Source organism: Labedella endophytica, assembly GCF_003990045.1.
Lineage (GTDB): Bacteria > Actinomycetota > Actinomycetes > Actinomycetales > Microbacteriaceae > Labedella > Labedella endophytica.
In genome coordinates, this window is the sequence record NZ_RZGZ01000004.1 from 243895 (window position 1) to 256115 (window position 12221).

At 68.5% G+C, this 12221-nt stretch carries 12 protein-coding genes; 3 read left to right on the plus strand and 9 right to left on the minus strand.

Annotated features, from left to right (window positions below; all coding sequences use genetic code 11):
• Positions 1 to 4 precede the first annotated feature (4 nt).
• The 4 genes from ELQ94_RS14535 to ELQ94_RS14550 are packed head-to-tail and all read right to left on the minus strand — an operon-like array spanning position 5 to position 2901.
• Positions 5 to 400, minus strand: coding sequence for a DUF202 domain-containing protein (locus tag ELQ94_RS14535; RefSeq protein WP_243697048.1), 396 nt, complete (start codon positions 398 to 400; stop codon positions 5 to 7).
• Positions 397 to 765 (minus strand): YidH family protein, encoded by a 369-nt coding sequence (locus ELQ94_RS14540; RefSeq protein WP_127051081.1) that lies wholly within the window; start codon positions 763 to 765, stop codon positions 397 to 399. The genes ELQ94_RS14535 and ELQ94_RS14540 overlap by 4 nt, the downstream gene beginning before the upstream one ends.
• Entirely contained in the window at positions 762 to 1916 is a 1155-nt protein-coding gene (locus tag ELQ94_RS14545) for a formylglycine-generating enzyme family protein (protein WP_208007736.1), read from the minus strand. Before ELQ94_RS14545 ends, ELQ94_RS14540 begins: the two co-directional genes overlap by 4 nt.
• Positions 1917 to 1920: 4 nt before the next feature.
• Positions 1921 to 2901 carry a sugar-binding transcriptional regulator gene (locus ELQ94_RS14550; RefSeq protein ID WP_127051082.1) on the minus strand — a complete coding sequence of 327 codons (981 nt, stop codon included), beginning with the start codon at positions 2899 to 2901 and terminating at the stop codon, positions 1921 to 1923.
• A gap of 218 nt (positions 2902 to 3119) precedes the next feature.
• Here ELQ94_RS14550 and ELQ94_RS14555 point away from each other — a divergent pair, with 218 nt between their 5' ends.
• From ELQ94_RS14555 to ELQ94_RS14565, 3 genes are read left to right on the plus strand one after another with little or no spacing between them, the layout of a single operon-like run.
• Complete coding sequence (locus tag ELQ94_RS14555) at positions 3120 to 4475, plus strand: MFS transporter (RefSeq protein ID WP_166404824.1); 1356 nt, start codon at positions 3120 to 3122, stop codon at positions 4473 to 4475.
• On the plus strand, positions 4472 to 5914 hold the full coding sequence (locus ELQ94_RS14560; RefSeq protein ID WP_127051084.1) for a sulfatase family protein: 1443 nt from the start codon (positions 4472 to 4474) through the stop codon (positions 5912 to 5914). The genes ELQ94_RS14555 and ELQ94_RS14560 overlap by 4 nt, the downstream gene beginning before the upstream one ends.
• A complete protein-coding gene (locus ELQ94_RS14565) occupies positions 5911 to 6963 on the plus strand; it encodes an NAD(P)-dependent alcohol dehydrogenase (protein ID WP_127051085.1) in 1053 nt (350 codons plus the stop codon). Before ELQ94_RS14560 ends, ELQ94_RS14565 begins: the two co-directional genes overlap by 4 nt.
• Positions 6964 to 7015: 52 nt before the next feature.
• Here ELQ94_RS14565 and ELQ94_RS14570 read toward each other — a convergent pair whose 3' ends face one another.
• The 5 genes from ELQ94_RS14570 to ELQ94_RS17360 form a co-directional block, all read right to left on the minus strand.
• Positions 7016 to 8524: a sulfatase family protein gene (locus ELQ94_RS14570; protein WP_127051086.1), complete on the minus strand. Its 1509-nt coding sequence runs from the start codon at positions 8522 to 8524 to the stop codon at positions 7016 to 7018.
• A gap of 67 nt (positions 8525 to 8591) precedes the next feature.
• Positions 8592 to 9632: a LacI family DNA-binding transcriptional regulator gene (locus ELQ94_RS14575; protein WP_166404826.1), complete on the minus strand. Its 1041-nt coding sequence runs from the start codon at positions 9630 to 9632 to the stop codon at positions 8592 to 8594.
• Positions 9633 to 9637: 5 nt separating this feature from the next.
• Complete coding sequence (locus ELQ94_RS14580) at positions 9638 to 11062, minus strand: MFS transporter (RefSeq protein WP_127051088.1); 1425 nt, start codon at positions 11060 to 11062, stop codon at positions 9638 to 9640.
• Between the two features lie 113 nt (positions 11063 to 11175).
• A complete protein-coding gene (locus ELQ94_RS14585; protein ID WP_127051089.1) occupies positions 11176 to 11724 on the minus strand; it encodes a hypothetical protein in 549 nt (182 codons plus the stop codon).
• The gene (locus ELQ94_RS17360) at positions 11721 to 12191 is read right to left on the minus strand and encodes a hypothetical protein (protein WP_166404828.1); all 471 of its coding nucleotides are present in this window, start codon (positions 12189 to 12191) and stop codon (positions 11721 to 11723) included. Before ELQ94_RS17360 ends, ELQ94_RS14585 begins: the two co-directional genes overlap by 4 nt.
• Positions 12192 to 12221: the final 30 nt, after the last annotated feature.

Here is a 12221-nt window from a genome sequence, read left to right on the forward strand (position 1 = left end):
CTGCTCAGACGCCGAGCGCGAGCACGACGACGACCACGGCGCACGCGATCCCGGCGGCGAGGGTCGTGGCGGCCACCAGCGCCGGGAGCGCTCCGTCCGGGAGCGCGATCCGGTCGGACGTGGACGTGGTCAGCCTCACGTGGTGCTCCCGGTAACGACGGTGCGACGCGAGCAGGACGATCACGGCGAGGACGAGTCCGGCGCCGGCGGGGATCATCGCCCAATCCCCGAGCAGCGTGGGGAGCACCCGGATCCCCACGACGGCCGCGACGACGAGGGCGAGCGCGGTGCGTCGCCACGCGAGCGCGGTGCGCTCGGGCTGGAGACCGGGATCGAAGGGACGAGCGCCCCGATCGTCGAATTCCTCTCCGGGCGCTGTCCCGTCCAGCCCGCCGCTCACGCGAGGACGATGCCCAAAAGTACGAGGACACCCACGACGATGACGACGATGCCGAGCGGGAGAGCGAGATGCGCAGCCGGGAGCGGCCGGTTCATCCGCAGCGCCCGCTCGGATCTCGTCCATCCGAGCCAGGCTTGGATCGGAGTGAGGATCCCCGTCACGATGAGGAGGACGGACGCCGCCAATCGGAGGTCCGGCTGCAACCCGAGCCCGAGCGTCTCGAGGGCCACCCCACCCGCGAGCAGGGCGAGGGATGTGCGGATCCATGCGAGGAACGTGCGCTCGTTCGCGAGGGAGAACCGGGCGTCGGGTTCATCTCCGTGGCGATAGACGCTGCGGGGGAACCGGCGGTCGCTGTCGGTCATACCGGTGCTCCGATCGGGCTGTCGTCGCGGCGGTCGACAGTACGGAAGCCGCCGTTGCCCATCGAGGAGTCGGGGGTGTTCGAGGAGCGGGCCGCGTTACGGTACCGGTTGCAGTACGAATCGTGGCAGAGGTACGAGCCTCCCCGCATCACCCGCACCTGTCCCCGCTCCGGACCGCGTGGGTCGATGAGGGGCGAGACGCCGTAGTAACCCGGGTGCCACCAATCGGCGCACCACTCCCACACGTTGCCGATCGTCTGCCAGAGCCCGTACGCGTTCGGCTCGAAGGAGCGGACGGGGGCCGTCGTGAGGAAGCCGTCCTCGAGGGTGTTCTCGGTAGGGAAGACGCCCTGCCAGATGTTCATCCGCCACGGGGTGCCGTCCCGCGGCTTCGGGGTGGGATCGGGGACGGAGTCGTCGCCGTGCGGGTCGTCGCCCCACGGGAATCGCGCTCCGTCGAGACCGCCGCGCGAGGCGGCCTCCCACTGCGCCTCGGTCGGCAACGAACGGCCGGCCCAGGCGCAATACGCCTCGGCGTCGTTCCAGCTGATGTGCACCACGGGGTGGTCGCCCAGGCCGACGATGTCGGAGTCGCGCCCGCCGGGGTGCCGCCAGTCGGCACCCTTCACCCCGCGCCACCACGGTGTTCCGGCGGGGGCGCCCATGACGTCCTCGGCCGGGGCCGCGATCGCCAGGTGGAAGACCGCGGAGAACCCCCACGTCTCCGCCTCCGTGCGGTAGCCGGTGGCGTCGACGAATCGAGCGAAGTCGTCGTTCGTCACGCTCGTCGCGTCGATCCCGAAGGACTCGAGGGTCACCTCGTGGACGGGTGTCTCGCCGTCGCCGCGGTTCTCGTCGCCCCGACCGTCGCCCATGCGGAAGGTCTGCGCCGGCACCCGGACCTGCTCCACGAGGTGACGGGCGTCACCCGAGACGTCCCGGGCGGGCAGGCCCAGCGCGACGGGAGTGGGAGCCGAGAGGAAGGCGTCGCGACCGGTCGGGGCGCAGCAACTCGCGCCGTGCCCGCCATCACCGGTCGGCTCCGCCGCGGTGTGCGCATTGTGCGCGGCCCCGCGCTCGGGCGCATCCGCGATCGCTCCGTCCGCTGCCGGCCGTGCGTCGTCCCCGTGGTCGTCGTGCGTCGAATCCATGCCGTCACTCTCCACGCGGATCGGTGCTCCGTCGTCGTTCAGTCGATTGTCTACCGGGCGCCTGTCGCTCGTCGAGGCGATCGAGGATCGCCTCGGCGAGCGGCGCGTCGATGATGAGGGTCGTGATGTAGCCGGCCCGTGCCGCCGCGATGGTGGCATCGGCTCGGTGCGGGCCGTAGCTCGTCGCCACGATGTGCGGCACAGCACGCAGCTGCGCCGCGCTGATACCGATCACCCGCTCGTCGAACGCCGAGCTCACGAGGCGCCCGTCGGCCCCGAATACGCGTCCGGTGATCTCCCCGACCGCCCCGGCTCGCGCGATGTCTCCGGCGAGCGCCGCCGGTACGAGACCGTACAGGGCCGAACCGTCCGACGACCAGGTTCCGACGGACACGACGGCGAGATCGAGGCGCGATGCGCGGTCGAGGCACGAGGCGATCTCCGGCTGCTCCTCGAGGGACCGGCGCGTCGCTGCGGAGTCGACCACGATCGGCGCGTAGATCGGATAGGCGGTCCCGCGCGATAGTCGGGCCACCTGGCGGATGATCTCGACCGAGCCGAGCCGGTCCCCGGTGAGGGTGACGGCGCCGGCGAGTTGCACGACGTCACACGGCTCGAGCTCCGCGAGGTGGGTCACCATGGCCTCGATGGCCCGGCTCCAGGTGAGGCCGATGGCGTCTCCTTCGCGCACGGTCCGCGCGAGGAATTGCGCGAGGGCCGAGCCGATGGAGTCCAGTGAAGGCTCGAGCCCGAGGCGCCGAGAGCGGCCGACGACGATCGTCTCGGAGACGCCGAGAGCCGCACTCACGGCATCCGACAGGGTGCGGTCGGTGTCGGATGGGTCGCCGACGGTGATTCGGACGAGGCCGACGCGACGGGCGTCGTCGAGGATGCGCGCGACCTGCCACCGGCTGAGGCCCTCGCGTTGTGCGATGGTCACCTTGGAGACGTCGTCGAGGAAGTACGACCGTGCAACCCGGAGCATCTGGTCCGGGTCAGCGGACGGACGGCGGGCGTCTGTCGGCGAACGGGAAATGGAGACCTCCAGGGCAGCGGGACTCCCATTATCGCTCAGATGTGCGAATTGGAGAATTCCATTTGTGATCGACTCGCTCGCCGCGCTACGTTCACTCCACGAACGAGCAAAGACGCATTCACATATGAGCGTCCTTGCCACGACCTCCTATGAAAGGGCCCCGCACAATGGCGTCATCCAGCCCCGCCGCATCGCGCTCAGAGACGAGTCCGACGGCACCCTCACCGCGCAAGGCGGTGAGCGCCGCCTTCGCCGGCGCCTTCATCGAGTGGTACGACTTCTACCTCTACGGCACGGCCGCAGCGCTCGTCTTCCCTCAGATCTTCTTCCCGGAGGCGGACCCGACGGTCTCGCTCCTCCAGTCCTTCGGCTCCTTCGCCGCCGGATTCCTGATGCGCCCGCTCGGAGCCGTCGTCTTCGGCCACTTCGGCGACCGCATCGGCCGCAAGAACATGCTGATCCTCACCGTGCTCCTGATCGGTATCTGCACCTTCGGCATCGGGCTCCTCCCGGGATACGAGCAGATCGGGGTCTGGGCGGTCGTCCTCCTGCTCCTTGCTCGACTCGTCCAGGGGTTCGGCATCGGCGGAGAGTTCGGAGGGGGGTCCCTCGTGGCCCTCGAGAACGCGCCGACGGGTCGACGCGGGCTCATGGGCAGCTTCCACCAGATGGGCACCCCGGCCGGTCTCCTCGTCTCCACCGGCATCTTCAGTCTCATGCAGTTGCTCCCCGAGGAGCAGTTCATGTCCTGGGGCTGGCGCGTCCCGTTCCTCATCAGCGGCATCTTCGTCATCGCGGCCTTCCTCATCCGCCGCTCGCTGCCGGAGACACCCGCCTTCACGGCCGACGCCGACGAGGTGCGCAGTATCCCGTTCTTCTCCCTCATTCGTGAGAGCTGGCGGAACCTCCTCCTCGGGATCGGCGCGCGCATGGCCGACGCCGTGACCTACAACATCATCAACGTCTTCGCGATCTCGTTCGTGACGACCTACCTCGGCCTCCCGAGCGCCCTCATCCTGGTGGGCTTCACGATCTCGGCCGCCGTGCAGATCTTCCTCCTCCCTCTCTTCGGCGCCTGGTCCGATCGGGTCGGACGTCGACCCGTCTACCTCACGGGTATCGCGATCTGCGCCGTCGGTGGACTGGCCTACTTCCCGATCCTGCAGCTGAACCAGCCGCTCACGACCTGGCTCATCATCGTCGCGGTGCACGCCATCGGCACCGGCATGATGTTCTCCATCCAGGGTGCGTTCTTCGCCGAGATGTTCGGAACCCGGATGCGTTACACCGGTCTCGGCGTGGTCTACCAGAGCTCGTCCCTCATCGGCGGCGCGCCCACGCCGGTGATCGCCGTGGCACTCACGTCCGCTTTCTTGGGGTCCTTCTGGCCCGCCGTCATCTACCTCGTGGCGATGTGTGTGATCAGCGGGATCTGCGTGCTCCTGGTGTCGGACAACTCGAAGGTCGACCTGAGCGACACCGCCTCGATCACCACGCGACGCGCGAAGCAGGTCCGGTCGTGAGCCCGCAGCGGAAGCGCCCGAACATCGTCCTGATCATGACGGACCAGCAGCGGTTCGATTCGATCGCGGCGCTCGGCCACGACCACGTGGACACGCCCCACCTCGATCGGCTGGTGAGGGAGGGCACGGCGTTCACGAACACGTACGTCGCCTCGCCGTCGTGCGCGCCGTCACGAGCGAGCCTCTTCACGGGCCTCTACCCGCACAGCTCCGGCGTCTTGCGGAACGACGACAAATGGTCGCACTCGTGGGTCGAGCTCCTCGCGGAGTCCGGGTATCGGTGCACGAGCATCGGCAAGATGCACACCTACCCCTACGAGGCGCCGGTCGGTTTCCACGAGCGGCACGTGATCGAGAACAAGGACAGGGCGCACCCCAACCTGCCCTACTTCCTCGACCAATGGGACAAGGCGATCTGGATCCGCGGACACGAGAAGCCCAGCAGGGTCACGTACCGGACGCTCCCCGATTACGCCGAGCGTCTCGGAGCGTTCGAGTGGCAGCTTCCGGACGACCTGCACGCCGACAACTTCGTCGGCAACCTCGCCCGCCACTGGCTCGACACGTATCCGGGTCACGACGATCCGTTCTTCCTGCAGATCGGTTTCCCCGGCCCGCACCCCCCGTACGACCCGACGTCCGCGCACCTCGACGCGTACCGCGACCGGGCGATGCCGGAGGCGAAGCGCACCCAGGCGGATCTCGACTCCCAGCCGACGCCGTTGAAGAAGCTGCGCGAACACCACCAGGCGAACGACCACGACGCGATCGTGCAGCTCGCGGACCCCACGAGGGAGCAGCTCGACCGTCAGCGTCGCCACTACTTCGCGAACGTCTCTCTGATCGACGAGCAGGTCGGCGGACTCATCGACGCCCTCGACGAGCGCGGTGTGCTCGACGACACGATCATCGTCTTCACCTCCGACCACGGCGACGCCCTCAACGACCACGGGCACTCGCAGAAGTGGACGATGTACGAGCCGAGCGTGCACGTCCCCGGCATCATCTGGGGTCCCGGCAGGGTGGCGGCGGACCAGCAGCTCGACGGGCTCATCTCCCTCATGGACTTCGCCCCGACGCTCCTCGAGCTCGCCGGCCTCACGGCCCCCGAATGGATGGAGGCGGAATCGCTCGTCCCCGCACTCGACGGCGAAGAATGGACGGGCCGACGGTACGTGTTCTCGGAGCATGCGCGCGACTTCATCCTCACCGAGACGGCGCTCATGACGATGGTGCGCGACGAGCGATTCAAGCTCGTCGAGTTCATCGACTACGACGAGGGCCAGCTGTTCGACCTCGACGCCGACCCGTTCGAGGAGCACAACCTCTGGGCGCACGAGGAGTACCGGGACACGCGGCACCGCCTCGAGAAGGCCATCGCCTCGTGGCGCGCTTCGAGTTCCATGACAACGGCCACCTGGGGAAAGGACTGGCGATGACGAACACCACCATGACCGAGACGAGCGGGCGGGGCCTGCCCGCCACCATGCGGGTCTCCACCCTCGACGCCGCCCACAGCCTGTCCCTCACGGAGCGGTCCGTGCCGACGCCTGGGCCCCGGGAGGTCCTCGTCCGCATCGCCTCCGTTGGCGTGTGCGGAAGCGACACACACTACTTCGAGCACGGCCGCATCGGCCCGTTCGTCGTGGACGGGCCGCTCGTACTCGGGCACGAGGCCTCCGGCACGATCGTCGCCGTCGGGTCCGAGGTCGATCCGGATCGAATCGGCCGTCGCGTGTCGATCGAACCGCAGAAGCCGTGCCGCCAGTGTGCGGAGTGCAAGGCCGGGCGGTACAACCTCTGCCCCGACATGGAGTTCTACGCGACCCCTCCGATCGATGGCGCCTTCGCGGAGTTCGCCCTCATCGATCACGACTTCGCGCACGACGTGCCCGACACGATCTCCGATGACGCCGCGGCGCTAATCGAGCCGTTGTCCGTCGGTATCTGGGCGTCGCAGAAGGCGGCGATCGCGCCCGGTCATCGCGTACTCATCGCGGGCGCCGGCCCGATCGGCGTCATCGCCGCGCAGGTCGCCAGGGCCTTCGGGGCGAGTGAGGTCCACGTGTCCGATATCGCGGAGGAGCGACTCGCTTTCGCCGCAGAGCACGGCGCGACCCACACCCACGTCGCCGGGGAGGACCTCTCCGGACTCGGCGTCGACGCGTTCATCGACGCGTCGGGAGCCGGTCCCGCCATCCGATCCGGGATCGCGGCCGTGCGCCCCGCCGGACGGGTCGTGCTCGTCGGGCTCGGCGCCGACGACCTCGAGATCCCCGTCAACCTCCTGCAGAACCGCGAACTGACGATCACGGGTGTGTTCCGCTACGCCAATACGTGGCCCACCGCGATCGCGATGCTCGCCGACGGTCGCGTCGACCTCGACGCTCTCGTGACGGGTCGCTTCGGCCTCGACGACGTCGAAGCCGCCCTCACCGCCGGCCGGGAGCCGGGGAGTATGAAGAGCGTCGTGACGCCCGGACGCTGATCGTCGGCCTGACGGTGGGGAGCTCGCCGCGCGGCGAGCTCCCCACAGCCGGCTAGCTGCTCGCGCGGATCGCCTTCACATACTCCTCGACGCGAGCGAACAACTCCTTGTCGTAGGGTCCCCATTCCGGTCGGGGTGTGTCCTCGCCACGGTACGGCTCGTCCGAATAGCGCTCCTGGTACTCCGCGAGCTTCGTCTCCATGTCGGCCTTGATCGCGGCGTACGCCGGGTCGTCGGCCACATTGCGCACCTCGGTGGGGTCGGCACGGAGGTCGTACAGCTCCCACTCCGGCTCGAAGACGCGCTCGGAGGCACCGGGTACACCGAGCCCGGCGCCGTAGTAGTAGATGAGCTTGTAGTCACGCGTGCGGATGCCGTAATGCGCGGGGGCCCCGTGGATGGGGTCGTCGTGCTCCCAGTAGCGGTAGTACGCCGCGTCCGGCCAGTCCTCGACCGACTCGCCGCGGAGCAGGGGGAGGAAGCTGCGCCCCTGGGACGTGGGCAGGGCGTCGTCCGCCTCGATGCCGCACGCGTCGAGGAAGGTCGCCGCGAAGTCGACGTTCGTGATGATGGCCTCGCTGCGCGACCCCGCCTCGATCTGCGCGGGCCAGCGCATGAGCATCGGCATCTGCAGCGACTGGTCGAACATGAGCCGCTTGTCGAACCAGCCGTGGTCGCCCAGGAAGAATCCCTGGTCGGAGGTGTAGACGATGAGCGTGTTCTCGGCGAGACCCTTCTCCTCGAGGTGATCGAGCATGCGTCCGACGTTGTCGTCGATCGACTGGATGCACTGCAGGTAGTCGCGCATGTAGATCTGGTACTTCCAGCGCATGCGCGCCTCGCGGTTCTCCTCGCCGCGGAGGTGCTCGGGAACCTCCATCTTGAGGTCGTCCGCGCCCATGTCGTCGGCGATCGTCATGTGCACGCCGCGCACCGCCTTGCTGCGGGTCTCGTAGTCGTCGAAGAACGTCTCGGGCTCCGGGATCGAGCCGTCGGCGTAGAGGTGCTTGTGCTTCTCGTCCGGCACCCACGGGCGGTGCGGTGCCTTGTGGTGCACGAGGAGGCAGAACGGGTCGTCGGCGTCGAGCCCGTCGATCCAGTCGAGGGAGAGATCCGTCACGATGTCGGTCGCGTACCCCTTCTCGATCGCGCGGCCCTCGGGAGCGATCATCTCGGGGTCGACGTAGTCGCCCTGGCCGGGGAAGACCTTCCAGTCGTCGAAGCCGCGCGGTTCCGACACCTCCTGCTCGCCGAGGTGCCACTTGCCGAAGAGGGCCGTGCGGTAGCCGCTGTTCCGCAGCACGTCGATGAAGGTCGGCACGCGGTAGTCCATCTCGGTCCAGATCGATGAGACGCCGTTCACGTGCGAGTACGTTCCGGTCAGGATCGACGCCCGCGAAGGCGAGCAGATGGAGTTGGTGCAGAACACGGCGTCCATGCGCATCCCGCCCGCGGCGATGCGGTCGAGGTGCGGGGTGCTGTTGACCCGGCTGCCGTACGCGGAGATCGCGTGGGCCGCGTGGTCGTCTGACATGACGAAGATGATGTTCGGGCGAGTCATGGTGCCTACTTTCAGGTGGTCCGACGGCGCGAGAGGAGCGACCTCGGGTGGGATCGGGACGGACGCGTCAGGAGGCGGCGTCGAGGGCGGGTGGGAGGAGCAGATGCTCGTGGGCGTCGGGACTCTCCGTCTCGGCCACGATGAGACGCGCGCACTCGCGGCCCGCCTCGTCGAGGGGGAGACGCGAATAGACGAGGTTCGGCCACAGAGCGGGTGACAGGATGCCGGCGGCGAGCGAACCGATCGTGAAGCGGTCGTCGCGACGCCGGGCGGTGCTGAAGACCGGTTCCACGTCGGCGCCCCACGAACAGACGAGGGCCGTCACCGACGGGTCCGCACCGTCCTCGCGGAGAGTGCGCTCGACGCGCTGGGCGAGCTCCACGGGGTAGGAGGCCATGTCTTCCTTGTGGGTGTCGAAGTCGCGCAGCCTCTCCGTCGTGATCCCGGTGTTGACGACCCGCAACGCCATGTGGGGTCGCCGACTGAGCCCGTCGATCACGGCCCGCTCCCGGATCCGCTCGGATCGCGAGACCAGCTCCGGCCGCACGTAGTACACGATGCGGATGCCGCGTCGCTCGAGCTCGGCGAGCACGATCTCCACGCCGGTGCCGTAGTCGAAGTCCACCGTGGAGTACGGTCGCTCCTCCTCGTACGCCCCGCAGTCGAGCGCGACGAACGGGATGCCGTGTTCCGCGACCGGTTCGGCGAGCTCGGTCGGCACCTCGTGGTCGTCATGGCCGATGAAGACGAGGCCGTCGAGCCGGTAACCGCGCACCGCATCGACCCACTGCGATGCCGGCGCCTTGTTCAGGAGCGAGAGGCTGAACCCGCGCTCGGCGAGTCCCGAGATCATGCCCTGCACGATCGCGGCGTAGCGGGGAGTCGAGACGGGCTTGTCGAGGAGGAACCCGATGGTCTGGCTCGACCGGGCCTGAAGAGACCGTGCGAGCCCGTTCGGCACGTAGCCGATCTCGCGCGCGATGCGCCGGATGGTCGCCTTCGTCGCGTCGCTCAGCGGCATGGTGCTCTGCTCGTTGAGCGCGTACGAGACGGTGGACACCGACACCCCCGCCCGCGCGGCGATGTCCTTCAGCGTCGGTCGAGCCATCGTCCTCATACCTCCTCGCCGCGCCGTGCCTTCAGCTCGGCGACGTTCGCGGCGACGCGGCTCCGGTTCAGAGGGTAGACGACGAGGATGATGAGTCCTGCGAGACCGTAGAGGATTCCGGGAACGAGCGTGGACAGCAGGTAGATCCCGTCGATGGTCTCCTGCGTCTGGGTCGGAACGCCCGACTGGAAGCCGATCGCCGTGAGGGCGAACCCGGCGACACCGCCCGCGAGCGCGAGGCCGAGCTTGCGGGCCCACGTGTTGAGCGCGTAGACGGTACCGTCGTCGCGCTCGCCGCTGCGGACCTCTTCGTGATCGATCACGTCGCCGATGACCGCCCACACGAGCAGCGTGTAGAGCCCCATTCCGAACCCGCCGAGCGACGTGACGACGATGAACACCCATGGCGACGTCACTTGGATGACGGCGAGGACGAGGAGGACGGCCGATGCGAAGAACATCCCGGCGACGATGATCTCCTTCTTCCCGAAGCGCCGAGCGAGCCGGGTCGCGAAGGGGGCGAGGAGGAGCGCCGGGAGGAAGCCGGCCAGTTGAGCCGGGCCCGACAGCGCTCCGTTGTTGAAGTAGCTGAGCCACAGGTAGGCAGCTGTCGACGCCACGAGGAGCGACGCGAGCATGAGCACGATGTTCCCCGCCATGAGCCCGAGGAGCGCGCGGTTGCCGACGAGCGAGCGGAGCAGCCGCAGGAAGCTGCGCTTCTCCTGCGTGGGCACGGCCTGGACGCGTTCCCGCACGTTCGTGTAGCAGACGAGGTAGAAGACGAGGGCGGCGAGGGAGAACACCACGCCCGTGATGAAGAACGCCGAGGGCACGACCTGGGAGACGCCGTCGACCGTCGCGTAGAGGAACAGCGGCGGCACGAGGGCGACGAACAGGCCGGCGACGTTGGCGCCGAACGCGCGGAACACGGAGAGTGACGCGCGCTCGACCGGGTTCTGGCTCATCACCGAGGCGAGCGAGCCGTAGGAGATGTTCACCATCGTGTAGAAGACCGAACCCCAGAGGAGGTAGGTGACGGCGGCGTAGCCGAGCTTCATGCCGTAGTCCCAGTCGCCGATGAACGGCACGTAGAGCAGGGCGCTCACGACGGCGAGGGGAATGGCGGCGCGAGCGATCCACACGCGGAACCGGCCGGCCTTCGAGGGCGTGTGCTTGTCGAGGAAGCGACCCCAGAACACGTCGGTGAAGGCGTCGAGCAGTCGGGCGCCGAGGAAGATCAGTCCGACGTGCGCGGCCTCGAGTCCGGCGACGTTCGTGTAGAAGACCAGGAGATAGGCGGAGGCGAGGAGGAACGTGAAGTCGTTCCCGAGGTCGCCGAACAGGTAACCGATCTTGTCCCGCAGGCCGAAGGGGCGGGGGTTCGTGATGGACGGGGCGGGGGCGGCGGCTGTGCCGACGGTTTCGCTCATAGGGACTCCTCATCGAGTGCGATGACCCGACGCTAAGTTATTCAAACGTTTGAATCCAGACTTCAATCGTTTGAAGTCAGCGTATCCGCGATCGGCGAGCTTGCGACCGCGCCTCAGTCCTCTGGTGTCCGACGTGCCGGAGAGCGTCGCGACCGCCGTCGGCTCGGGGGTACCGCATCAGGAGGGTCGCGCGCGATGCGGCCCGGATCCGCCGCGATCGCGGCGAGGAACCGGCGACGCATCCGCCACGGGAGGACGACGGCTGTGACGACGATGACGAGCGACGTGAGCACGGTGTGAACGACGAGCTCGGCTGCGAAACCGCTTGTAATGACCAGGACGAACCAGATGGCTGTCAGCAGGACGGGTGGCACGACGGTCGCGATGCTCGCGCGCCGCGGGATGTCGACGTCGAAGAGCCCCAGGAGTCCCCAGATCGCCGAGCCGATGAGGAGGCCCGCGAGTGCGCTACCGAGACCGATCAACCCGCCGACGAACGCGCTGACGGCCAGCGCGCTCAGGAAGTTGAAACCGAGGATGGCGATGCCGAGCGCTCCGGCGATGTTCCCGGCCGCGAAACCCCATGCGAGAGATCGGACGACGATCGCGTCCCACGGGTACCGGGAGCGCTTCACGCCGCCCACGAAGTCGATCTCCGTCATCCCGACACCGCCTTCGTGCCGAGGAACCGGCGGCACAGAAGCGTCGCGATCACGATCGACGCAGCCGCAACCGCGGCCACGAGTACCGCCGAGGCTCCGTCGGGATTGGTGGGTGACAGGAAGGCCAGGAGAGCCCAGGCCCACAGGAGCGGCACGGCGATCGCGGCGACGGCCGCCGCCCCGATAGCGCGGACTCGCACGCCGCACCTGGTGGCTCGCAGGGCGGACCATGCGCCGAGCGCCACGAGGATCCCGGCGAACGATCCGAGGAGACCGACCACGGCGCCCGCGACGAGGTAGACGGGGAAGAGGACGGCGGCGAGCGGGGTGGAGGCGATGCTCACGGCCACGGCGAGGACGGCCCCGCAGGCCGCGCCCCAGAGGAGAGCTCGGCGGATCACCGACCAGAAGGGGGCGTGCGTCGAGCTGACAGCAGTGGGCGCGGTGCTCGGTGGTCGATCCGACATGGTCCCTCCTGTCCCGAGCGTACTGCTGCG

Coding starts and splice junctions, on each gene's coding strand:
- ELQ94_RS14540 (WP_127051081.1), bottom strand. CDS start 765: ATGACCGACAGCGACCGCCGGTTCCCCCGCAGCGTCTATCGCCACGGA.
- ELQ94_RS14545 (WP_208007736.1), bottom strand. CDS start 1,916: ATGGATTCGACGCACGACGACCACGGGGACGACGCACGGCCGGCAGCG.
- ELQ94_RS14550 (WP_127051082.1), bottom strand. CDS start 2,901: ATGCTCCGGGTTGCACGGTCGTACTTCCTCGACGACGTCTCCAAGGTG.
- ELQ94_RS14555 (WP_166404824.1), top strand. CDS start 3,120: ATGGCGTCATCCAGCCCCGCCGCATCGCGCTCAGAGACGAGTCCGACG.
- ELQ94_RS14565 (WP_127051085.1), top strand. CDS start 5,911: ATGACGAACACCACCATGACCGAGACGAGCGGGCGGGGCCTGCCCGCC.
- ELQ94_RS14570 (WP_127051086.1), bottom strand. CDS start 8,524: ATGACTCGCCCGAACATCATCTTCGTCATGTCAGACGACCACGCGGCC.
- ELQ94_RS14575 (WP_166404826.1), bottom strand. CDS start 9,632: ATGGCTCGACCGACGCTGAAGGACATCGCCGCGCGGGCGGGGGTGTCG.
- ELQ94_RS14580 (WP_127051088.1), bottom strand. CDS start 11,062: ATGAGCGAAACCGTCGGCACAGCCGCCGCCCCCGCCCCGTCCATCACG.
- ELQ94_RS14585 (WP_127051089.1), bottom strand. CDS start 11,724: ATGACGGAGATCGACTTCGTGGGCGGCGTGAAGCGCTCCCGGTACCCG.
- ELQ94_RS17360 (WP_166404828.1), bottom strand. CDS start 12,191: ATGTCGGATCGACCACCGAGCACCGCGCCCACTGCTGTCAGCTCGACG.